Here is an 18,852-nt window from a genome sequence, read left to right on the forward strand (position 1 = left end):
CCGCCCGCCGCCGCCGCCGCCGCGCCCGCCGCACCCGGCGCCGCGCAGGACAACGTCAGCGACGCCGAGCTCGTGGATGAGTTCGACGCGCTCGAGGCCAAGGAGCGGGGCACCGTCTAGCCAAACCAACAGCGGGTCTCACGCGGAGACGCGGAGACGCAGAGAGAGAAACGACAGCAGAAGCCTCACACAGAGAACACAGAAGGAACAGAAAGCCACAGAGAAAACCTCTTGGAGTTCTCTCTGTGGCTCTGTGTCTCTGTGTGAGCCATGCAGTTGCGGTTCTCTCTGCGCCTCCGCGTCTCCGCGTGAGGCCCAAAAAAAGGGGCGCCCGGCGCGATGCCGGGTGCCCCGTTCCTGCTCTGACCGTACGGCTACACCGCGTCCGAGAGCGACGTGAAGGTGAAGTCGCGGGCCTTGATGGCGGGGACGGTGACGGCCGAGCCCGCCTCGCCCGACTCGGAGGCGCTCACGCGCACCGGGGCGGACATCGCCTCGATGTTGTTGAGCATGAAGACGGGCGACTCGTTCCAGCGCAGGTTCTTGACGGCGCTGGTGATGCGGCCGTTCTCCACGAGGAACGTGCCGTCGCGGGTGAGGCCCGTGTACAGGATGGTGCGCGGGTCCACCGGACGGATGTACCACAGGCGCGTCACGAGCAGCCCGCGCTCCGTGGAGGCGATCATCTGGTCGATGGTCGCGTTGCCGCCCGACATGAAGAAGCCGTCCGCGAAGCCCGTCGGCTCGCGGCCCTGCTTCTGCGCCCAGAAGCGGCTGTACTGCAGGTTCCGCAGCACGCCGTTCTCCACCCACTGCATGCGGCGGTTGGGGAGCCCCTGGCCATTGAACGCCGAGCTGAAGATCTGCGGGTCTGTCGGATCGGAGTAGATGGAGACGCGCGCGTCCAGGAACTTCTCGCCGATCTTGTTGCCGCCGCCCTGCTTCGAGAAGAAGGAGCGCCCCTCGTCCGCCGAGCGCGCGTCCATGGCGAACGTCATGAGCTGCACCAGGTTGGCCACGGCGGTCGGCTCCAGGATGACCGTCCACTTGCCCGGCTCCACCGCCTTGGCGTTCCGCGACAGCTCGGCCTTGCGGATGGCGCGGTCGGCGAGCTGCGCCGGGTCCACCTTGCTCCAGTCGTTCTGGCCAACACCCGCCCACCCCGAACCCGTGCCGTCCGGCGTGCGCACGGTGGTGGTGAGGTTCGTCTCGGTGCCGGCCTGGTAGGCGAAGAGCCCCTTCTTGGTGGCCACCGCCTGCGAGCCCACCACCATGTCCAGGAAGCCGGTCGCCACCAGGTTGCGCGCCGCCGCCGGGCGCGTGATGGCGTTCACCGCCGCCGCGCGGGCCTCGGGGGTCAGGTTGGCCGTCGCCTGCGAGAACGACGAGGCGGTGGGGTACTGCTGCGGCCCCAGCTCGCCCAGGTACTCCGGGTCCTCGGGCACCAGCCGCGCCAGCCGCTCGCTGGTCTGCACCACCGTGCGCAGCGCCTCGTCGTCGAAGCGGTTGGTGGTCGCGCTCGCCACCTTTTTGCCGAACGCGCTGGTGAAGGTCAGCGTGGCGTCGTAGACGTCGCCGCCGGTCGAGATCTGGTTCACGGCGAAGCGGGTGTTGCCGCGCACCCCGCTCTGGATGTTGACGCGCGCCTCGTCGGCCGTGGAGAAGCCCAGCGCCCGCTGCGCCAGGCGCTGCATCTCTTCGCGCGAGAAGTATTTGCTCTGCTGCGCCATGGCTTAGGCCTTCCGTCCGGTGTTGATCACGTTGACCTTGCGGAACCGAGCCGCGGGGGAGCCGTGCGACACGGCGTTGGACTGCGAGGGCTGCCCCTTGCCGTCGTTGAAGGCGCCGCCCAGGAAGTAGGTGCTGCGCCCGCCGATGGCATCCATCCCGTTCCAGAACTCGGGGGTCCTCATCTGGTACGCCACGTCCTTGAGCGGGCCCGTGATCCTCCCGTTCTTGATCTCCTGGAAGGTCTGCCCGCCGAACTGCGCGTTGTAGCGCTGCTGGTCGATGGAGAACGACCCGTCGCCGTCGATCAGGATGCCGTCCTGGATCCCCGACACCAGCTCCTCCACCGAGGTGTCCTTGCTGGTGTCCGGCAGCAGGTTGACGTTGGGCATGCGCTGGAACTGCACGTCCGCCCAGCTCTGCGAGTACGAGTTGCCGTGGCTGCGCACCGGCTTCCCCTGCTGGCGGTACCAGTCAGCCAGCATGGGGGCCTGCTCGCGCGTCGTCTGCAGGTCGTTCACCACCCCGTTCTTGATGATCAGGTACTCGTCCGGCCGCACGCCCTCGTCGTCGTACGCCACCGTCGACAGCCCGCCCGGCGTGGAGCGCTCGCCCTGCACGTTCATGAACTCCGGCCCGTAGCGAAACTTGCCCAGGAAGTCGCGGATCGGGTAGATGAACGAGGTGCCGGCGTAGTTGGCCTCGTACCCCATGATGCGGTCCAGCTCCGTGGGGTGCGCGATCGACTCGTGGATCGTGAGCCAGAGGTGCGTGGGAAGGAGCACCAGGTCGTAGCGCCCCGGCTGCACCGCCTTGGCCGTGAGCTTCTTGACCGCATCCTCGGCCCAGCGCGGGGCGTTCTCCACCAGGCGCGAGTTGCGCACGTGCTCGTAGCCCAGCCCCATCGGCGCGATGTCGCTGGAGCGCCGGCTCTGGAAGTCGCTCATGTCGCTCGACACCGCGGTCACGTTCAGCTGCGGGAACGAGCGGTAGATGGTCTGCGCGATGTACGAGCCGTCGGTGTTGGCGAACGTCTTCTCTTCCTTGAGGAAGAACATCGACGAGTTCACGAACCGCGCGCCCTGCACCTTGAGCGCGGCCTCGTTGGCGGCCAGCAGCAGCGCCACCTTTTCCTCGATGGGCACGGTGAACGGGTCCGTCTGCACCGGCGAGGTCCAGGTGGCATCCGGGTACCGCTCCCCCGGGGCCAGCTCGATGGGCCGGCGCTGGGCGGCGGCGCTGGCGCGGGCCTGCGACACTGCCTGGCGGGCGACGCGGTCCACCTCGTCCGCCGTCAGGTCGCGCGAGGCGGCGAACCCCCACGAGCCGTTGGCCAGCACGCGCACGCCGAAGCCGTAGGTCTCGCCGTCGTTGAAGAAGGTGATCTGCCGCTCGCGGGTGCCCACCGCCTGCTGCCGGTTACGGGAGATGCGCACGTCAGCGTAGCTGGCGCCGGCGCGGCGGGCGGCGTCCACCGCGCGCATCGCCAGCTCCTTGACCTGCGGATCGTCCATCTCCAGCACCGGCGCGTGCGCGCTGGCCAGCCCCGGCAGCAGGACCGTGCCCGCGGCCAGCGCGGTGCCCTGCACGAGGAAGTCTCTGCGTTTCATCAGAGTTCGCTTTGGGGGGTGTGTGGTAAGATCTTAGCAATATGGATCGGGCGTTCGAACGGAGCAAGTGTGCATGGGAAGTGCGTTGGTGCGTGAGTGCGTGAGTGCGTTTTTGGATGCGGCCATCCAACTTTCCGGGCGATGAAGATTGCGGTGATCGGCGGCGGCCCCGCCGGGATGTGCGCGGCGTGGCGGCTGGTGCGCGGCGGGGCGTCGGTGGAGCTCTTCGAGGCGGAGGCGCGCATCGGCGGGCGCACGCGGACCGACGTGGTCGATGGGTACCGGATCGACACGGGGGCGCAGCTCTTCGGCACCCTGTACCGCCGCGTCCTTGCCGTGCTCGGCGAGCTGGGGGCGGGGGAGCGGATGGTGCGCGCGCCGGGGCGGGACGCGCTCTGGAGGAAGGGGCGCGCGCACGAGGTGGTGTACGGCTCACCCACCAGCATGCTGGCATCCGGCGCACTGCCCGTCGCGCTGAAGCTGCGGCTCGGCGCGCAGTACCTCCCCTTCCTCCAGCGCCACGGCCCGTCGCTCGACCTCGAAGCCCTGGAGCGCGCCGCCGACATCGGGCTGGACGGCGAATCGGCGGCGGCGTGGGGCGCGCGTGAGCTGGGGCGCGACTTCGTGGATCTCCTCGTCCACCCCCTCCTCGCCACCCTCTACGGCACCGGTTCGGAGGAGGCGAGCGCCGGCTTCTACCACGCGCTGTCCAGGCAGGGGCTCACCCTCCAGGTGCTCGCCATGCGCGGCGGGGCGGGCGGCTTCTGCGATGCGGTTGCGGCGGCGGTGGAGCGGGGCGGGGGAGTGCTCCACACCGGCCGCCCCGTCCACTCCCTCACGCGCGCGGGCACGGGCGTGGAGCTGAGCGGCGACGGATGGACCGACCGCTTCGACGCCGCCGTCGTGGCCGTCCCCGCGCCCGCCGCGCTGCGCATGCTCGGCGATGCGCTCCCAAGGGCGGCGGAGTGGCTCACCCGCGTGCGTGTGCGCCCCACGGCTACGGTGGCGCTCCTCCTGGACCGGCCGGTGCCGGGGCGCTTCTTCGGCCTCTCCTTTCCGCGTGGCGAGACGCGCGTGGTCGCCGCCGCCTGCGCGGAGGAGAACAAGGGCGCGGACGTGGTGCCGCCCGGCCGCGGGCTCCTGGTGGTCATCCCCACCCCCGCCGCCGGTGAATCGCTGCGCGTCGCATCCCCCGAAGACGCCCTCCGCGCCGTCCTCCCCGAGCTGGAGGGAGCACTGCCCGGCCTGGCCCGCACCGTCCGCGACGTCCGCGTCTACCCGTGGGAGCACGGCTGGACGCTCTTCTACCCTGGCTACCTCGCCCACCTTCGCACCGCCCGCGGCGGAGCCCTCGAGGAAAACGCCCCCATCGCCCTCGCCGGCGACTACCTCTACGCCCCCAACATCGAAGCCGCCGTCACCTCCGGCCTCGAAGCCGCCGAGCGCCTCCTGCGCCGCGTCCCATCGTAGGGACGCCCACCCTCCGCCCCCGCAAAGGCACCGGCACCGGTAGGGGCAGACCCACGTGTCTGCCCACCCTCGCCGCCACCCCAAATCCCGCCGCACGAACCGCCAACCCTGTAGGGGCAGCCCCACGTGGCTGCCCGTGCCCCGCCACACCCCACCCCCTCGCGATTGGCACGAAACCCCGCCGCGGGATACATTTGCGCGCTTCGATCCACCCACGCGCACCGGCTGGCCGAACGATGTCGTACCCCGAGCTCCTCGACCCCGACCTCTGGTGCCCGCTCACCCCCGCGGAGCGCCGCGAGCTCCTCGCGAGCGCCCTCTTCGCCGCCCTCGAGGACGCGCCGGGAGTGCAGGGCGCGCGCATCGAGATCGGCCCGGTGGACCGCCCCTTCGACTACACCGCCGTCGTCGAGACCGACGTCGGCGACCTGAAGACGCCCCTCTGGTCGCACGCCCGCTCCACGATCTTTTGCGACCCCTCGATCCACCCCGCCAACCGCCGCCAGCTCGCCCCCGGCCCCGAAGTCGATCGCGCCGCCGGGCGCCTCCGGCGGCGCTTGTCGGTGACGTACACGCTCGAATCGCGCGGCCTAACGATGAAAATGGAGCCCGAGCCGCAGGTGGAGCGCACCTGGACGGCGGAGCGCGCCCGTTTCCGCAACCGCACCGCCGTCACGCGCGAGGACGTGATCACCAACGCCGCCGAAGTGGACGTGCGCGACCTCCTGGCGCACTTCTACACCGGCCCCTCCCTGCGCGCCGTGGGCGAGGACGGCACCCCCTTCCTCCTCCCCGCCGTCACTGAAGAAGAGGGCCGCCTGATCACCCTCTGCGCCGCCTGCGGCCGTTGGGAGGAGGGCTCCCACGATCGCTGCCCCACCTGCGGCGGCCCTGCGGAAACGGTCATGGCGTCGCGGCCCGCGCGGCGGTAGGCGGCTCGGACGGGACAGGCGCGCGGGACGACGGTGCGGGTGGTGGCGGTGTCGTGGCGATCGGGGCCGGGGCGAAACCGCGGGGGTGTGGTCCGGGGTATCTGGAAACGAAGGCGGTTGAAACCGCGGCTGGAACAGCGCAAAGTCCCCCTGCGGGGACTCGCACCGCGGTTTCGGTTCGTGTCCTACACTCCGGGATCGGCAGGTGCTCGTGCGGCGAAACCTCACACGCGTGTTCGTCCACCTCGTTTGGAGCACATGGGATCGGATGCCCTTGATCACTCCGCACCTCCAGGCACGGATCTACAGGTGCCTGCACGCGGAGTGCACACGGATGCGGATCGAGCTCATCGCGGTGGGTGGCGTGGATGATCACGTCCACCTGCTGGTGAAGCTGCCATCCACCGTCTCGATCGCCCACGCGGTCAAGCAGCTCAAGGGGAGTTAGTCGCACCTCGCCAACCACGAGGTGGAGAAGTCGGCCGGCTTCCGGTGGCAGGGAAGCTACGGAGCGTTTTCGGTCTCGGAGCGGATTGTGCCGCGGGTGCGGCGCTACATCGCCAACCAGGAAGAACATCACCGGCGCGGGGCACTTCACCGCGCCTACGAACCGGACTGACCGCGAGTCCGCGAAGGCGGACTTTGCGCCGTTCGAGCCGCGGTTTCAACCGCACGGGCCATTTCAACGCCCCTACATTCGATCCATGTCCATGTCCATGACCACCAACTCCATCCCCGCCGGCGGCGCCACGCACCTGGAATGCACCCGCTGCGGCGCCGAGCACGCGAGCGAGGCGCACCACCGCCTATCGCCGTGCTGCGAGAAGCCGCTCTACCCGCGCTACGACCTGGAGGTGATCGGGGCGCGGCTGAAGCGCGAGGACCTGCGCGGCCGCCCCGCCGACCTCTGGCGCTACGCCGAGCTCCTCCCCGTGCGCGACCCCGCCAACGCCGTGCGCCTGGGCGAGGGGTGGACGCCGCTGATCGAGACGCCGCGGCTGGCGGAGCGTCTCGGCGTGGGGCGCGTGTGGGTCAAGGACGAGGGCCAGAACCCCACCGCGTCGTTCAAGGCGCGCGGGCTGTGCATGGCCATCTCGCGCGCCAAGGAGCTGGGGATCCGCGAAGTGGCGCTGCCGTCGGCGGGCAACGCGGGGAGCGCGACCGCCGCCTACGCCGCCGCCGCGGGGATGCGCGCCCACATCGTGGTGCCGCGCGACACGCCCGTCCCCATCATCCAGGAGATCCGCGCCCTCGGCGCCGACCTGGAGCTGCTGGACGGCCTCATCACCGACTGCGGCGCGCGCGTGGCGGAGGGGGCGCGGCAGCACGGCTGGTTCGACCTCTCGACCCTCAAGGAGCCGTACCGGGTGGAGGGGAAGAAGACGATGGGCTACGAGATCGCCGAGCAGTTCGGGTGGACGCTGCCGGACGTGATCGTCTACCCAACCGGGGGTGGCACCGGGCTCGTGGGGATGTGGAAGGCGTTCGACGAGATGGAGCGCCTCGGCTGGATCGGCTCGCATCGCCCGCGGATGATCACGGTGCAGGCCAGCGGCTGTGCCCCCATCATCCGCGCCTGGGAGGAGGGCGCCGACCACGCCGAGCCGTGGCAGGGGGCGCACACCTACGCCTCGGGCCTGCGTGTGCCGCGCGCGGTGGGCGACTTCCTGATCCTCGATGCGGTCCGAGCGTCCGGCGGCGCGGGCGTCGCCGTGCCGGACGAGGAGATGCGCGAGTGGACGCCGATCATGGGCGCCCTCACCGGCATCTTCGCCGCCCCCGAGGGCGCCGCTACCGCCGCCGCCGTCGCCCGCCTGCGCCAGGACGGCACGCTCAGCGGGGACGAGGGCGTGGTCCTGTTCAACACCGGCAGCGGCCTCAAGTATGTAGAGCTCGACTGACCACCTGATCTCACGCGGAGACGCGGAGACGCAGAGAGAACAACAGCAAAAGCCTCACACCGAGGACACAGAAGGAACAGAAAGCCACAGAGAAACTTTTTGCAGTTCTCTCCGTGTCTCCGCGTCTCCGCGTGAGTCCTATTGGGCCTCAGCTCCGGATCACACCGTACGTCTGCACGGTGACGGAGCCGGGGCCCTGCACCCAGACCTTCATGCCGGGGCGGAAGGCGGCGGGGGCGTCCTGCAGCCGGACTAAACCGGTACGGGTGTGGAGTTGAAGGGCGCCGTCGTTGGCGCGCTCCACCACGCCCACGAACACGGGGCGGCCGTTGACGGAGAGGACGTCGTAGTCGCTCGCGACGAGGGTGCGGTCGGCGGCGCGGCGGCCGCGCACCTCCACGCGGGCGCCGGCGGAGAGGGAGCGGATCTCGGCTGCGAGCGGGCCGGTGACGTACACGCTCCCCCCGCCCTCCGCGGCGACGACGGTGCGCACGTTCATCGGTGCCGAGCCCACCGACGCAGGGACGCCGATCACACGCTCCTCCTGCGCGCCACCATCCGCGGGCGGAACGGAGGCGGGACGGGTGCACGCCGCGAGCACGGCGGCCATCAGCACGAGAGTACGCATCAGCGGTCCTCGGTACGGTTGCGGGATGATGCCACGTAACTCGTCGTACCCGGCCCCGGCGCTCCTTGGTCCCCCGCGCTGTGGTCGCCCCGGCGCGGCCGTGCTATCTTGCCGCTCCGACGCCCCGGCGCGTTCCGCCGCGGCACCGCATCCGTCTCAACGCCTCGCGCCCATGACCGCACCGGCCGCGCGCCACTTCCTCGCCATCCCCGACTTCACGCGCGAGGAGATCCTCCGGACGCTCGACCTTGCCGCGGAGATGAAGCGCGGCGAGTACCGCGAGCGGCCGCTGGCGGGAAAGACGCTCGCCATGATCTTCACCAAGAGCTCCACCCGCACCCGGGTGTCGTTCGAGGTGGGGACGTACCAGCTCGGCGGCCATGCGCTCTTCCTCTCCTCGCGCGACATCCAGCTTGACCGCGGTGAGCCGATCCGCGACACGGCGCGCGTCCTGTCGCGCTTCGTGGACGGGATCATGATCCGCACCTTCGACCACGGCGACCCGGAAGAGCTGGCGCGCTACGGCTCCGTTCCGGTCATCAACGGCCTCACCGACCTCCTCCACCCCTGCCAGATCATGGCGGACCTGATGACCGTCCGCGAGAACCTGGGCGGCGACGTGTCCGGGCTCAAGGTGGCGTGGGTGGGGGATGGCAACAACATGGCCAACTCCTGGATCAACGCCGCGTACCGGCTGGGATTCGAGCTGCGCCTCGCCTACCCGCCCGGCTACGCCCCGGACGCCTCCATCCTGGACCGCGCGCGCGGCACCGCCCGCATCATCGTGACTCACGACCCGCGCGAGGCGGTGGAGGGCGCGGACGTGGTGAACACGGACGTGTGGGCCTCGATGGGGCAGGAGGAGGAGGCCGCCCAGCGTGAGCGCGACTTCGCCGGCTTCAGGGTGGACGAGGCGCTGATGGAGTCCGCGTCCGAGCGCTCCATCTTCCTCCACTGCCTCCCCGCCCACCGCGGCGAAGAGGTCACCGAGGAGGTGCTGGAGGGCCCTCGCTCGCGCGTCTGGGACGAAGCCGAGAACCGGATGCACGTGCAGAAGGCGATCATGGCGCGGCTGATGGGCGGCGTGGAGTAGGCGCTGGCGCCGAAAATGCTCCGCGGGCGCCGGTCCGCACGGGAGCGGAGCCGATCAACGCAACGAGGAGAGGACTGGATGCCTACGAGGAAAGCGAGCGCCACCTGGGAAGGCGGGCTGCAGAGCGGAAAGGGGAGCTTCGAGGGGGAGAGCGGCGCCATCAAGGGGAACTACTCCTTCGGCTCGCGCTTCGGAGACGCGGGCGGCACCAACCCCGAGGAGCTGCTGGCGGCGGCCGAGGCGGCGTGCTTCAGCATGGCGCTGGCCGTGGGGCTGGAGCAGAACGGGACCCCCGCCACGCGCGTGCACACCGACGCGGCGTGCACCATCGCCAAGGAAGGGGAGGGTTTCCGCATCACCACCATGGTGCTCCGCTGCCGCGCGCAGGTGCCCAACGTCGATGCGGACACCTTTGCCGGCATCGCCACGGCCACCAAGGCGGGGTGCCCGGTGAGCAAGGCGCTCGCCGGCGTCGACATCCAGCTCGACGCGGCGCTCGAATAGCGGGCTCATTTCAGGGCAGCAATGGCGGGCCGGCTTCCACACGGGGAGCCGGCCCGCCACGGTTTCGGGGGAGCACGCGTGTGTTTCCCTACAGCCGTGTGGGGGATTGCCCTACGGCAAGAATCCTGCGTCACTTCGCCACGACCGCCGAGTCCCACCGGCCGCCAGCGGAGCGGCCATCGGCCCTGCACCTCAGCCGCCGGAGGCCAGCATGGGGATCGTGAAGCGTGCTCTCGGGTTCGTCAGCGGGCTGGGCTCCGGACGCGACGCGAACCTCCCCGCGAGCTGGCCTCCCGGCCACCAGCGCGACGAGGTGGAGCGCAGGCTGGCGTCGGAGGAGCGCTCCCTGTCGCGCCTGGACCTGACGGGGGCCGACCTCACGGGGCTGGACCTGGCCGGCGTGGACCTGAGCCACTCCAACCTGCGCGACGTGAAGCTGGCGGGGTGCAACCTGGCGGGCGCGAACCTCACCGAGTGCTGCCTCTGCAACACGGACTTCACCGGCGCCAACCTGCGCGAGGCCGTGCTGCGCGACGCCAGCGTCCTGCGCACCGGCGCCATGCGTCCCGTCGTGCTGGAGCGCGCGGACCTCAGCGGGGCGGACGCGCGCGGCATCGACCTGTCGCGCGCGCGGCTCGCGGGGGCGATCCTGGAGGGCGCGAACCTCACCGAAGCCTCGCTGCACAAGGCCGACCTGACCGGCGCGCGCATGGCGAACGCCACCCTCAGCGGCGCCAACCTCCGCCACGCGCAGATGCGGGACGCGGACCTGAGCGGCGCGACGCTGAATGCCGCGGACATGGCCGGCGTCCGCGCCCACGGCGTGCGCCTGACCGGCGCCCGCTGCCGCCGCGCCAACCTCGGCGATGCCGTCCTGGAAGCCGCAGACCTCACCGGCGCCGACCTCTCGGATGCGCACGTGGGCGGCGCGAACCTGCGCGGGAGCCGCCTCCGTGGCGCCACCCTGCGCGGCGCCGACCTGGACAGCGTCATCTTCGAAGCGGCCGAGCTGGACGGCGCGGACTTCTCCGGCGCCCACAACCACGTCGTCGAGGCGACTGCCCGCTAAGAACAGGGTTCCGCAACAGCTGGCCTCACGCGGAGACGCGGAGACGCAGAGAGAACTCCACCCCTCCTCTGCGTCTCCGCGTCTCCGCGTGAGCCAATCAGGATGTCAGATCACGCCTCGTACACCCGCAGCGAAAAACGGGGAATGGTAGCGCGGAACTTCGTGCCTGCGGGGCGTTCGAACTCGTAGTACCCCTCCATGTGCCCCTCCGGACCCTTGAGCACGCAGAAGCTCTGGTACTCGTGCACCCCGCCCGGCGGGATCACCGGCTCCTCGCCGATCACCCCTTCGCCCTCCACCTCGCTGTCGCCGGCGCCCTCGTCGTGGATGTACCAGTGGCGCCAGCGGAGCTGTGCCGGCTCGGTGCCCACGTTCTCGATGCGCATCTGGTAGGCGAAGACGTAGCGCGGCTCCTGCGGGTCCGAGTGGTCCGGGAGGAAGAAGGGTTGCGCGGTGATGCGGATCCCCTCGGTTATCGCATAATAGAACATCGGTCTCCGCAGGCCTCGTGAAATGGATCGGCGGTCAGGATAACCCGCGCTCCTATCCGGGTCAACGCGGCGCTGTCGCACCCCACGCTGGCGCCGTAGATTCGCCCGCTTCACGCCTCCCTTCGATCCACCCTCCTCCCGCACCGTGCCGTGGAGCACCTCAAGCAGCTCATCCGCGACATCCCGGACTTCCCGCAGCCCGGCATCCTCTTCCGCGACATCACCCCCCTCCTCCGCCACCCCGCCGCCTTCCGCGAGGTGGTCGCCGCGTTCGCCGAGCGCTTCCGCGGCCGCGTGGACGCCGTCGCGGGGATCGAGTCGCGCGGCTTCATCTTCGGCGCGCCGCTGGTGCTGGAGCTGGGCGTGCCGTTCGTCCCCATCCGCAAGGTCGGCAAGCTTCCGGGCGAGAAGCTCACGCGGGAGTACGCGCTGGAGTACGGTACCGCCATCCTCGAGATCCACATCGACGCCGTCGGGCCCGGCCAGCGCGTGCTGGTGATCGACGACCTTCTCGCCACCGGCGGCACCGCCCGCGCCGCCGCTGGCCTCGTGGAGGCGGTTGGCGGCATCGTTGTGGGCATCGCCGTGGTCATCGAGCTCCTGTTCCTCGATGGTCGTCGGGCGCTGGAGGGGTATGAGGTGGAGTCGCTGGTCCAGTATTGACCCGCGTTCACGGATGACGGCGCCGGGGCGGGCACGGGCGGCCACGCGGGGCCGCCCCTACGGGGATCCGTGCGGATGGCGGAGTTTGGTGTTCTCGCCCTCCCCCGCGCGCGGGGGCCCCGTGGCACGATGTTCGCTTATGCAAACCGGCGTAGCCAGAGCTAACCCGTTGCCTGAGGCTGGTTTATGAAATCAATGCTGGTACGGTGGACCGCGGCGGCGGCCATCCTGGTGGGGGCGGCGGTACCCGCGGTGGCCGGTTCGGGGGACGGTGCGTCCGCCCGAAAGGACGCGGCGGACTTCTCCCTCGCCATCGACCTTTCCGACCGCAAACTGTACGTGATGGAAGGCGAGGAGGTGGTGGACAGCTACTCGGTGGCGGTGGGCCAGCCGAGGCATCCCACGCCACGCGGCAACTTCACGGCGCGCCGAATCGTCTGGAACCCGCGCTGGGTTCCGCCCAACGAGCGCTGGGCCCGCAACAAGCGCCCGCTCCCGGCCGGCGACCCGCGCAACCCGATGGGGCGCGTGAAGATCTTCTTCAGCGACCCGGACTACTACATCCACGGCACGCGCGACGTGGACTCGCTGGGCGAGGCGGAGTCGCACGGCTGCGTGCGGATGCGCAACTCCGAAGTCATCGCGCTGGCGAAGCGGGTGATGGAGCACGGCGGCGCGCGGCGCGATCCGGGCTGGTTCCGGCGCGTCCTCAACCGGGTCACCTCCACCCAGGAAGTGCGCCTCTCCGACCCCGTGACGGTGCGGGTCCGCGCCTGAGGCGGGGCAGGGGATGACACAAACGGGGGCGCCGCGCGATCTGCGCGGCGCCCCCGTCTGCACCCGCCGTCCTACGGCCGCGCCGTCTGCCCCGGCGGTACCGCGATGGAACGGATCGGCGTGCGGGTGGCGAGGCGCCCGATCAGCGTGGGCGTGCCGGTCGCGAGATCGATGCGGTACAGCCTCGACACGCGCGTCTCCGAAAGCACCGCGAACGCGATCGGCCCCTCTCGCGTCACCACGATGTCGAACCCCACGTCGTCCGAGGTGTTGAGCCCCAGCGGCCCCACCGTCTTCGCGACCCCCGCGTCGGAGTTGGGAAAGGTGACCAGCACGTCGCGGTTGCTGTCGATGCCGTACAGCAGCGTGGGAGTGCCGGTGGTGTAGGCGGTGCCCGCGATGCGCGGCGTGGTGATGGCGCCGGGATCGCCGGGCGCGTACGTCAGCGGCGGGTCGGTGGCGGAGACGGTGCCGGCGGGGTCCAGGCGAAGGTTCTGCCCGCCGCTCCCGTGCACGCGCAGCCGGTCCGCGCCGGGGTGGAAGTCCGTCCCGAACGCCTCCCCCTCCAGCGCCGGGACGAACGGCCCCGCCACTGGGGTGGCCACGACCTCGCCGTCGCGGGCGTCGATGACGTAAAGCCGGCTCGTGTTCCCGACGCCGTAGAGGTTCGCGTTACCGGCGCGGTAGTCGATCCCCACCAGCACCTCCCCCGGCTGCAGGCCGGAGATCTCCCTGCGCCGCACCGCGTCCGCGCTGCGGCTTCCGAACTCCACCAGGTTGTTCGCCCCGTCCAGCCCGTAGATCCGCACCCCGTCCACGTCGAACTCGGTGGAGCTCTTACAGGCGGTCACGAGCAGGAGCGCGCAGAGCGTTGCCTTCCAGCGGATCATGGTTCTCCCCAACGGTGCACGTGTGGACCCGGCCGGGTCCACGGATTGCCTCCCCCACACGCGAGATGCACGCCCCGTGCTCCCGCACCCCGACGAGCCCCATGCACCTGGTCCAGATCCTCCTCCCCCTGCGCGACAACGACGACCGCCCTTTCCCCCGCGCCGCCTTCGACCGCGTGAACGAGGAGCTGACGGACCGCTTCGGGGGCGTCACGGCCTACCTGCGCTCCCCGGCGTCCGGCGCCTGGCGCGAAGAAGGCGGCGAGGTCGCCCGCGACGACGTCGCCATCATCGAGGTCATGGACGAATCCCTGGACCGCGCCTGGTGGACGTCCTACCGCCACGACCTGGAGCACCGCTTCCGCCAGGACGAGGTCCTCATCCGCGCCAACGAGGTGGAGCGGTTGTAGGAGGGCGGCGAGTGAACTCGCTGCAACAACAGCACAAAGTCCGCCTTCGCGGACTCGGGCTCCAGTGCCCGCGCACACGAGACGGCTTCAGCCGTCTTCGCGTGGTTCCAGCCGGGGGATTTATCCCCTGGTGGTGCGGCGCCGGCGCGGTTCATCCCGGTATTCGGCGGCCCCAAAAACAAAGAAGGGCGCCCCCATCCGGGAGCGCCCCTCCATTCACCTCGCCTGTGGCTTCAGGCGCCGACGCGGACGACGTTCTCCGCGGCGGGGCCCTTCTGGCCCTGCACCATGTCGAACTCCACCCGCTCGCCCTCGGCAAGCGTGCGGAAGCCCTTGGTCTGGATGGCCGAGTGGTGCACGAAGCAGTCCTTTTCGCCGTTCTCCGGGGTGATGAACCCGAAGCCCTTGGCGTCGTTGAACCACTTCACGGTGCCGGTGGTGCGCATTCTCCCGTACTCCTGGATGGTGTTGTCCGCCGGTATCCGGAAGTCCGTGCCACCGACGGGTGATTACGCGGGGATTTAATCCCGCCCGCGACGGGCGTTGCGGCGGTCCTTGGCACGGCGGCGCTGCGCGGCCTTCGACTTGGCCTTACGAGCCTCGCTGGGCTTCTCGTAGAAGCGCTTCCGGCGCATGTCCTTGAACAGTCCCGAGCGGATCATCCGGCGGCGGAACTGCTTGAGCGCCCAGTCCAGGCGATCGTTTTCACCAAGCTGAATCTCGACCACGCAAGCCCTCCAAGAGGAATTTCAGGGTTGGAACAGAAAAGGACCCGACCGTCCTGCGACCGAGTCCCTGAACGCGTTCTCGAACACACGGCCGCGGCGGTGGGTTGTCGCAGCCCGCAGTATACACACGCGCCACGCAAGTGTCAACACCCTGCCTCACCCCTGCGGCTCATGCACCAGCTCGGGCTCGACGACGGCCAGCCCCTCGCGGCGGTCCCACTGCTGCCGCTCTTCCTTGGGCTCCAGGTACAGGATCCTCACCGCCACCACCAGCACCGCCAACAGCGGCGTCGCCACGAAGAGCGCCAGCACGCCGAAGCCGATCGTCAGCATGAGCTGCCACACCAGCAGCGCGGCGGGGGGAATGTTCACCGCCCGCTTCTCCACCAGCGGCACCGTGATGGCGTTCTGCACCTGCTGCAGGAGGAAGTAGAAGACGGCCACGTACACCGCCGTGATGGGCTTCACCGTGAACCCCGCCGCCACCGCCGGAATCGCCGCGATGGTGGGGCCGAAGTTGGGGATGAACTCCATCAGCGCCGCGAAGCCGCCCAGCGCCAGCGCCCCCGGCACCTTGAGCAGCGTCAGCCCCAGCCAGGTCACGATTCCGATCCCCGCCATAGTGCAGGCCTTCCCGATCACCCACGCGCGCAGGTTGGTCCCCGCCTCCTCGTACAGCCGCTCCCAGCGCGGCAGCGATTCGGGCGAGACGAGCCCCAGCACCAGGTTGCGGTACACGTGCGGCTGCGCGGCGAGGAACGCGGCCAGCACGATGATGGCGAACGACCCCAGCACCGTGCTGATGGCGTTGAAGGCCAGCGGAAGGAAACGCGCCGTGAACTGGCTGAGCTGCCGGTTCACCGACTCCGCCATCTCGGGGCTGGGCGGCTGCCCGGTGCGCGCCTTGTACCACGCCGCCGCCTGGTCCAGCGTGTTGGGCAGCGCCGTGGCCAGCTCCGTCCCCTGCGTGACGATCTGCGGGATCATCTTGAAGAGGAGGAAGACGATGCCGCCGATGAACGAGACGAGCACCAGCGGGAACGCGACCTTGAACGGAATCCACCGCGACAGGAACTTGGCGGGCGCGTGGATGATGATGGCGATCAGCACCGCCAGCAGCGCCAGGAAGAGCGCCGAGTGCACCATCCAGAAGAAGCGCCACGCGAACAGAAAGAGCACGCCAATGCCAAAGGTCCGCACGATGTCGGCGGACCTCCAGGTTACCCGGCGTACGGACGAGTCAGCAGCCATTCGTGAGCGGATTGTGCGGAAATGAAAGAGCGGGGCCGCACCCTTGCGGACGCGGCCCCGCTCCAGCGTTGGAGAACTGGCCCAGCTCTACCGCCCGCCGGACGAACCGCCGCGCGAGCTCGAGCTCTTCTTGGCGCCCGACGACGAACCGCCGCCGCTCGACCCGCCGCTGCTCTTCTTGGCGGCACCGCCACCCGAGCTGCTGCTGCCGCCCCCGCTACCCGAGCCGCTGCCGCCGCCCGAGCTCTTCCTGGCGCCCGACGACGAACCGCTGCTCTTCTTCGCCGCGCCGCCCGAGCTGCTCCCCGTGTCCGACGACGACGAGCGCGACGAGGTGCTCTTCTTGGCGCCGCCCGACGAACCGCTCGAGCTCTTCTTGGCGCCGGTGGAGCGCTTGCTGGCCGTGCCTGCCGCCGCGGCCGCACCGGCGACCGCGCCCACCGCCGCACCCGTCGCCGCGGCCTTGCGGCGCGAGGTGCTGGTCCCCGTCTTCAGCCCCTTGCCCGCCGTGAACGACACGGTGGCGCGCTCCGGGATCGCGATCTCCTTGCCCGTGCGCGGGTTGCGGCCGGTGCGGGCCGCGCGGGTCTTGCGGGTGAACTTGCCGAAACCGGGAATCGAAAACGAGCCTGCCGCGTGAACCGCCTCCGAGATCGCCCCCGACGCGGTGTCGAAAATCGCGTCGACCGCGCGAGCCGCCGCGGCCCGGGTCAGATCCGCACTCTCGGCCACCCTGTCGATGAACTCGGCCTTGTTCATGAGTCGCTCTCCGCTTTGCGGTGAACCTCCGCGGCGCGGCTCGTCCGCGCCGTCCACACTGCATGCAATCTCGTTGCCACCAGCTTTTTCCAGGGGTCGGCCGGGGTTCAGCGGCCGAATCCGGAGCGGAATGAGTCCACCACACGGCGCGCCGCGTCGCCGGCCTGCCCAAAGGTCTGCTTGGCGGCCTCGCGGTAGGCCTGGGCTGCCTGCGACAGGTCTTCCCGGTACGGCGTGTCTGGCTCGCCACGCCGGTGGTATTCCCCCGCAATGATGCGCTCGTATGCACCGCTCTCGAACCATGCCCGCATCTCCGCCACGCGGATCACGGGAAAGGGGTGCGTGGAGCCCAGCACGTTGAGCACCTTGTAGACCTGGTCCGCCAGCGCGCCCTCCTCGCGGTATTCGTCGCTCTGCCGGATGAATTCCGCCAGGTTCGCGTCGCCCGATGCGCCTCCCGCGAACTTGAGCATCACGCGCAGCCCCGGCTCGGGGTCCTGCACGCCCAGGATGCCGGCGCGGTCGCAGGAAAGCTCGGCCTTGCGGTACCACTCCAGCAGCGCCACCAGCACGGCGCGCGCGGCCAGCCCCACGATGGGAAAGCCCATCCCGGCCAGCATCGTCAGCAGCCGCATCATGGTGGTGTACAGCACGTGGCCGCTCATGATGTGCCCCAGCTCGTGCGCCAGGATGAAGCGCAGCTCCTCGTCGTCGAACCGCTCCTCCAGCGCGGAATGCACGACGATGAACGGCTTCTCCATCCCGTAGGCCGCGGCGTTGAAGGTGGGGTCCTGCGTCACGTAGACCGGGTAGTCGCCGGGCGCGTCGAGGGTGCGCGCCACCTCGCCGTAGATGCGGTGCACGCGGGCGAACTGCGTGGGCGAGGTGCGCACGGCGTTGGCCAGGAAGGCCAGCCGCACGGCGCGCTCGCCAAAGAAGCCGAAGAGCGCCCTCAGCACCTCGTCGAAGCCGGGGATCCTGCGCAGCGCGTTGAGGGTGGCGCGGTCGGCCGGGTGCTCCCAGCTCCGCGAGTCGATCTGGGTGAGGATGCGCGTGGCGCGCGTGGGCTCGAGCATGGTGTCTTGTGGGTCGGGAGGATGGCGCGGGCGGGGCTCGCCGCGCCCGTCACGGTGCGGGGGTACGCCGCGGCGATGCGCGGTGTTTCAGCGGCGGATGGGAACACGGGGGCGGGGGCGCGGGGTACTTGATGGAAACGAACGTCCGATCCCACTTCTTCCGCCGCGCCGCGCGCCGCCTTACATTGCGCGCAACGCCGGCGGCCCGCAGCCGGGCGCCTCCCGCGGCCTGCCGCCATCCGCACCCACGCATCTCTGGAGGTCCACACATGCGCCATCAACGCACCCGTCTTCTTCCGCTCCTGGTACTTCTCGCCGCGCTGCTGCCCTCCGCGGTCACCGCGCAGGCCTCCTCGCTGCGCGGCACCTGGAACATCAACCGCCAGCAGAGCGACAACCTGGAGAACGCCATCAACCGCGCCGTCGCGCGGATGAACCTGGTCGTCCGCCAGATCGCGCGCCCGCGGCTGCGCAGCACGAACACGATGTATCCCAGCATCACCATGTCGTACGACCAGAGCTCGGTGCGCGTGGACATGGCCGGGCGCCCCTCGGTCTCCAGCCCCGCGAACGGCCAGCCGGTTCTCTGGCAGCGCCAGACGGGCGGCACCTGCCGCGAGATGAAGGGCGACTGCGTGCGCGTGAGCGCCGAGTGGGACGGCGGCAACCTGAAGCACACCTTCCAGGCGGAGGACGGCCGCCGCGTGAACGTGTACTCGGTGAGCCCGGATGGCAAGACGATGACGATGAACGTGACCGTCACCTCGCCGCGCCTTCCGCAGCCGCTGACCTACAAGCTCGTCTACAACCGCGCCACCTGAGCGTTTTTCGGGTGACGACGTGCGGGGCCGGCCGGGAGCGATTCCGGCCGG

Annotated in this window: 21 protein-coding genes; 11 read left to right on the forward strand and 10 right to left on the reverse strand. The window is 70.3% G+C overall.

Going from position 1 to position 18,852, the window contains the following annotated elements; all coding sequences use genetic code 11:
- Window positions 1-374 precede the first annotated feature (374 nt).
- Window positions 375-1,730, reverse strand: coding sequence for a TldD/PmbA family protein (locus tag VF647_16215; protein HEX8453647.1), 1,356 nt, complete (start codon window positions 1,728-1,730; stop codon window positions 375-377).
- A gap of 3 nt (window positions 1,731-1,733) precedes the next feature.
- Window positions 1,734-3,338 carry a TldD/PmbA family protein gene (locus VF647_16220; GenBank protein HEX8453648.1) on the reverse strand — a complete coding sequence of 535 codons (1,605 nt, stop codon included), beginning with the start codon at window positions 3,336-3,338 and terminating at the stop codon, window positions 1,734-1,736.
- A gap of 141 nt (window positions 3,339-3,479) precedes the next feature.
- On the opposite strand from VF647_16220, the gene VF647_16225 reads away from it, so the two are divergent.
- The 4 genes from VF647_16225 (at window position 3,480) to VF647_16240 (ending at window position 7,641) form a co-directional block, all read left to right on the forward strand.
- Entirely contained in the window at window positions 3,480-4,808 is a 1,329-nt protein-coding gene (locus VF647_16225) for an FAD-dependent oxidoreductase (GenBank protein HEX8453649.1), read from the forward strand.
- Between the two features lie 236 nt (window positions 4,809-5,044).
- The gene (locus VF647_16230; protein ID HEX8453650.1) at window positions 5,045-5,740 is read left to right on the forward strand and encodes a hypothetical protein; all 696 of its coding nucleotides are present in this window, start codon (window positions 5,045-5,047) and stop codon (window positions 5,738-5,740) included.
- A gap of 232 nt (window positions 5,741-5,972) precedes the next feature.
- On the forward strand, window positions 5,973-6,188 hold the full coding sequence (locus VF647_16235) for a transposase (protein ID HEX8453651.1): 216 nt from the start codon (window positions 5,973-5,975) through the stop codon (window positions 6,186-6,188).
- Between the two features lie 256 nt (window positions 6,189-6,444).
- Window positions 6,445-7,641 carry a threonine synthase gene (locus VF647_16240; GenBank protein HEX8453652.1) on the forward strand — a complete coding sequence of 399 codons (1,197 nt, stop codon included), beginning with the start codon at window positions 6,445-6,447 and terminating at the stop codon, window positions 7,639-7,641.
- A 148-nt stretch (window positions 7,642-7,789) separates the two neighbouring features.
- Here the strand turns inward: VF647_16240 and VF647_16245 are convergent, their stop codons facing one another.
- Entirely contained in the window at window positions 7,790-8,269 is a 480-nt protein-coding gene (locus tag VF647_16245) for a hypothetical protein (protein HEX8453653.1), read from the reverse strand.
- A 172-nt stretch (window positions 8,270-8,441) separates the two neighbouring features.
- Between VF647_16245 and argF the strand changes: the two genes are divergently transcribed.
- The 3 genes from argF to VF647_16260 all read left to right on the forward strand — a co-directional run bounded on the left by argF (window position 8,442) and on the right by VF647_16260 (window position 10,935).
- Window positions 8,442-9,362, forward strand: a complete 921-nt coding sequence (argF, locus tag VF647_16250; GenBank protein HEX8453654.1) for an ornithine carbamoyltransferase — start codon at window positions 8,442-8,444, stop codon at window positions 9,360-9,362.
- Window positions 9,363-9,440: 78 nt separating this feature from the next.
- Window positions 9,441-9,866 carry an OsmC family peroxiredoxin gene (locus VF647_16255; protein HEX8453655.1) on the forward strand — a complete coding sequence of 142 codons (426 nt, stop codon included), beginning with the start codon at window positions 9,441-9,443 and terminating at the stop codon, window positions 9,864-9,866.
- A 211-nt stretch (window positions 9,867-10,077) separates the two neighbouring features.
- On the forward strand, window positions 10,078-10,935 hold the full coding sequence (locus VF647_16260) for a pentapeptide repeat-containing protein (protein ID HEX8453656.1): 858 nt from the start codon (window positions 10,078-10,080) through the stop codon (window positions 10,933-10,935).
- 110 nt (window positions 10,936-11,045) lie between these two features.
- Here VF647_16260 and apaG read toward each other — a convergent pair whose 3' ends face one another.
- Window positions 11,046-11,426, reverse strand: coding sequence for a Co2+/Mg2+ efflux protein ApaG (gene apaG, locus VF647_16265; GenBank protein HEX8453657.1), 381 nt, complete (start codon window positions 11,424-11,426; stop codon window positions 11,046-11,048).
- Between the two features lie 150 nt (window positions 11,427-11,576).
- Between apaG and VF647_16270 the strand changes: the two genes are divergently transcribed.
- Both VF647_16270 and VF647_16275 read left to right on the forward strand, forming a co-directional pair.
- On the forward strand, window positions 11,577-12,089 hold the full coding sequence (locus VF647_16270; GenBank protein HEX8453658.1) for an adenine phosphoribosyltransferase: 513 nt from the start codon (window positions 11,577-11,579) through the stop codon (window positions 12,087-12,089).
- Window positions 12,090-12,275: 186 nt separating this feature from the next.
- Window positions 12,276-12,866, forward strand: a complete 591-nt coding sequence (locus VF647_16275; protein HEX8453659.1) for a L,D-transpeptidase — start codon at window positions 12,276-12,278, stop codon at window positions 12,864-12,866.
- Between the two features lie 71 nt (window positions 12,867-12,937).
- Here the strand turns inward: VF647_16275 and VF647_16280 are convergent, their stop codons facing one another.
- Complete coding sequence (locus tag VF647_16280) at window positions 12,938-13,756, reverse strand: DUF4394 domain-containing protein (GenBank protein ID HEX8453660.1); 819 nt, start codon at window positions 13,754-13,756, stop codon at window positions 12,938-12,940.
- A 101-nt stretch (window positions 13,757-13,857) separates the two neighbouring features.
- On the opposite strand from VF647_16280, the gene VF647_16285 reads away from it, so the two are divergent.
- Window positions 13,858-14,166 (forward strand): hypothetical protein, encoded by a 309-nt coding sequence (locus VF647_16285; protein HEX8453661.1) that lies wholly within the window; start codon window positions 13,858-13,860, stop codon window positions 14,164-14,166.
- A 233-nt stretch (window positions 14,167-14,399) separates the two neighbouring features.
- Here the strand turns inward: VF647_16285 and VF647_16290 are convergent, their stop codons facing one another.
- The 5 genes from VF647_16290 to VF647_16310 all read right to left on the reverse strand — a co-directional run bounded on the left by VF647_16290 (window position 14,400) and on the right by VF647_16310 (window position 17,980).
- Window positions 14,400-14,612, reverse strand: a complete 213-nt coding sequence (locus VF647_16290; GenBank protein ID HEX8453662.1) for a cold-shock protein — start codon at window positions 14,610-14,612, stop codon at window positions 14,400-14,402.
- 75 nt (window positions 14,613-14,687) lie between these two features.
- Window positions 14,688-14,894 carry a 30S ribosomal protein S21 gene (gene rpsU / locus VF647_16295; protein ID HEX8453663.1) on the reverse strand — a complete coding sequence of 69 codons (207 nt, stop codon included), beginning with the start codon at window positions 14,892-14,894 and terminating at the stop codon, window positions 14,688-14,690.
- A gap of 156 nt (window positions 14,895-15,050) precedes the next feature.
- Entirely contained in the window at window positions 15,051-16,145 is a 1,095-nt protein-coding gene (locus VF647_16300) for an AI-2E family transporter (protein HEX8453664.1), read from the reverse strand.
- An 87-nt stretch (window positions 16,146-16,232) separates the two neighbouring features.
- A complete protein-coding gene (locus tag VF647_16305) occupies window positions 16,233-16,904 on the reverse strand; it encodes an HU family DNA-binding protein (protein HEX8453665.1) in 672 nt (223 codons plus the stop codon).
- A gap of 107 nt (window positions 16,905-17,011) precedes the next feature.
- Entirely contained in the window at window positions 17,012-17,980 is a 969-nt protein-coding gene (locus VF647_16310) for a M48 family metallopeptidase (GenBank protein HEX8453666.1), read from the reverse strand.
- Between the two features lie 269 nt (window positions 17,981-18,249).
- Between VF647_16310 and VF647_16315 the strand changes: the two genes are divergently transcribed.
- On the forward strand, window positions 18,250-18,801 hold the full coding sequence (locus VF647_16315) for a hypothetical protein (protein ID HEX8453667.1): 552 nt from the start codon (window positions 18,250-18,252) through the stop codon (window positions 18,799-18,801).
- Window positions 18,802-18,852: the final 51 nt, after the last annotated feature.

The sequence above is a fragment of the Longimicrobium sp. genome, assembly GCA_036387335.1.
Classification (GTDB): Bacteria; Gemmatimonadota; Gemmatimonadetes; order Longimicrobiales; family Longimicrobiaceae; genus Longimicrobium.

Excerpts from the sequence above, each read along its gene's own strand:
- VF647_16225 (HEX8453649.1), top strand. The coding sequence starts at position 3,480 with ATGAAGATTGCGGTGATCGGCGGCGGCCCCGCCGGGATGTGCGCGGCG.
- VF647_16245 (HEX8453653.1), bottom strand. The coding sequence starts at position 8,269 with ATGCGTACTCTCGTGCTGATGGCCGCCGTGCTCGCGGCGTGCACCCGT.
- VF647_16290 (HEX8453662.1), bottom strand. The coding sequence starts at position 14,612 with ATGCGCACCACCGGCACCGTGAAGTGGTTCAACGACGCCAAGGGCTTC.
- VF647_16240 (HEX8453652.1), top strand. The coding sequence starts at position 6,445 with ATGTCCATGTCCATGACCACCAACTCCATCCCCGCCGGCGGCGCCACG.
- VF647_16305 (HEX8453665.1), bottom strand. The coding sequence starts at position 16,904 with ATGAACAAGGCCGAGTTCATCGACAGGGTGGCCGAGAGTGCGGATCTG.
- VF647_16285 (HEX8453661.1), top strand. The coding sequence starts at position 13,858 with ATGCACCTGGTCCAGATCCTCCTCCCCCTGCGCGACAACGACGACCGC.
- argF (HEX8453654.1), top strand. The coding sequence starts at position 8,442 with ATGACCGCACCGGCCGCGCGCCACTTCCTCGCCATCCCCGACTTCACG.
- VF647_16215 (HEX8453647.1), bottom strand. The coding sequence starts at position 1,730 with ATGGCGCAGCAGAGCAAATACTTCTCGCGCGAAGAGATGCAGCGCCTG.
- VF647_16255 (HEX8453655.1), top strand. The coding sequence starts at position 9,441 with ATGCCTACGAGGAAAGCGAGCGCCACCTGGGAAGGCGGGCTGCAGAGC.
- apaG (HEX8453657.1), bottom strand. The coding sequence starts at position 11,426 with ATGTTCTATTATGCGATAACCGAGGGGATCCGCATCACCGCGCAACCC.
- VF647_16230 (HEX8453650.1), top strand. The coding sequence starts at position 5,045 with ATGTCGTACCCCGAGCTCCTCGACCCCGACCTCTGGTGCCCGCTCACC.
- VF647_16220 (HEX8453648.1), bottom strand. The coding sequence starts at position 3,338 with ATGAAACGCAGAGACTTCCTCGTGCAGGGCACCGCGCTGGCCGCGGGC.
- VF647_16300 (HEX8453664.1), bottom strand. The coding sequence starts at position 16,145 with ATGGCTGCTGACTCGTCCGTACGCCGGGTAACCTGGAGGTCCGCCGAC.
- VF647_16310 (HEX8453666.1), bottom strand. The coding sequence starts at position 17,980 with ATGCTCGAGCCCACGCGCGCCACGCGCATCCTCACCCAGATCGACTCG.
- VF647_16260 (HEX8453656.1), top strand. The coding sequence starts at position 10,078 with ATGGGGATCGTGAAGCGTGCTCTCGGGTTCGTCAGCGGGCTGGGCTCC.
- VF647_16315 (HEX8453667.1), top strand. The coding sequence starts at position 18,250 with ATGCGCCATCAACGCACCCGTCTTCTTCCGCTCCTGGTACTTCTCGCC.
- VF647_16275 (HEX8453659.1), top strand. The coding sequence starts at position 12,276 with ATGAAATCAATGCTGGTACGGTGGACCGCGGCGGCGGCCATCCTGGTG.
- VF647_16280 (HEX8453660.1), bottom strand. The coding sequence starts at position 13,756 with ATGATCCGCTGGAAGGCAACGCTCTGCGCGCTCCTGCTCGTGACCGCC.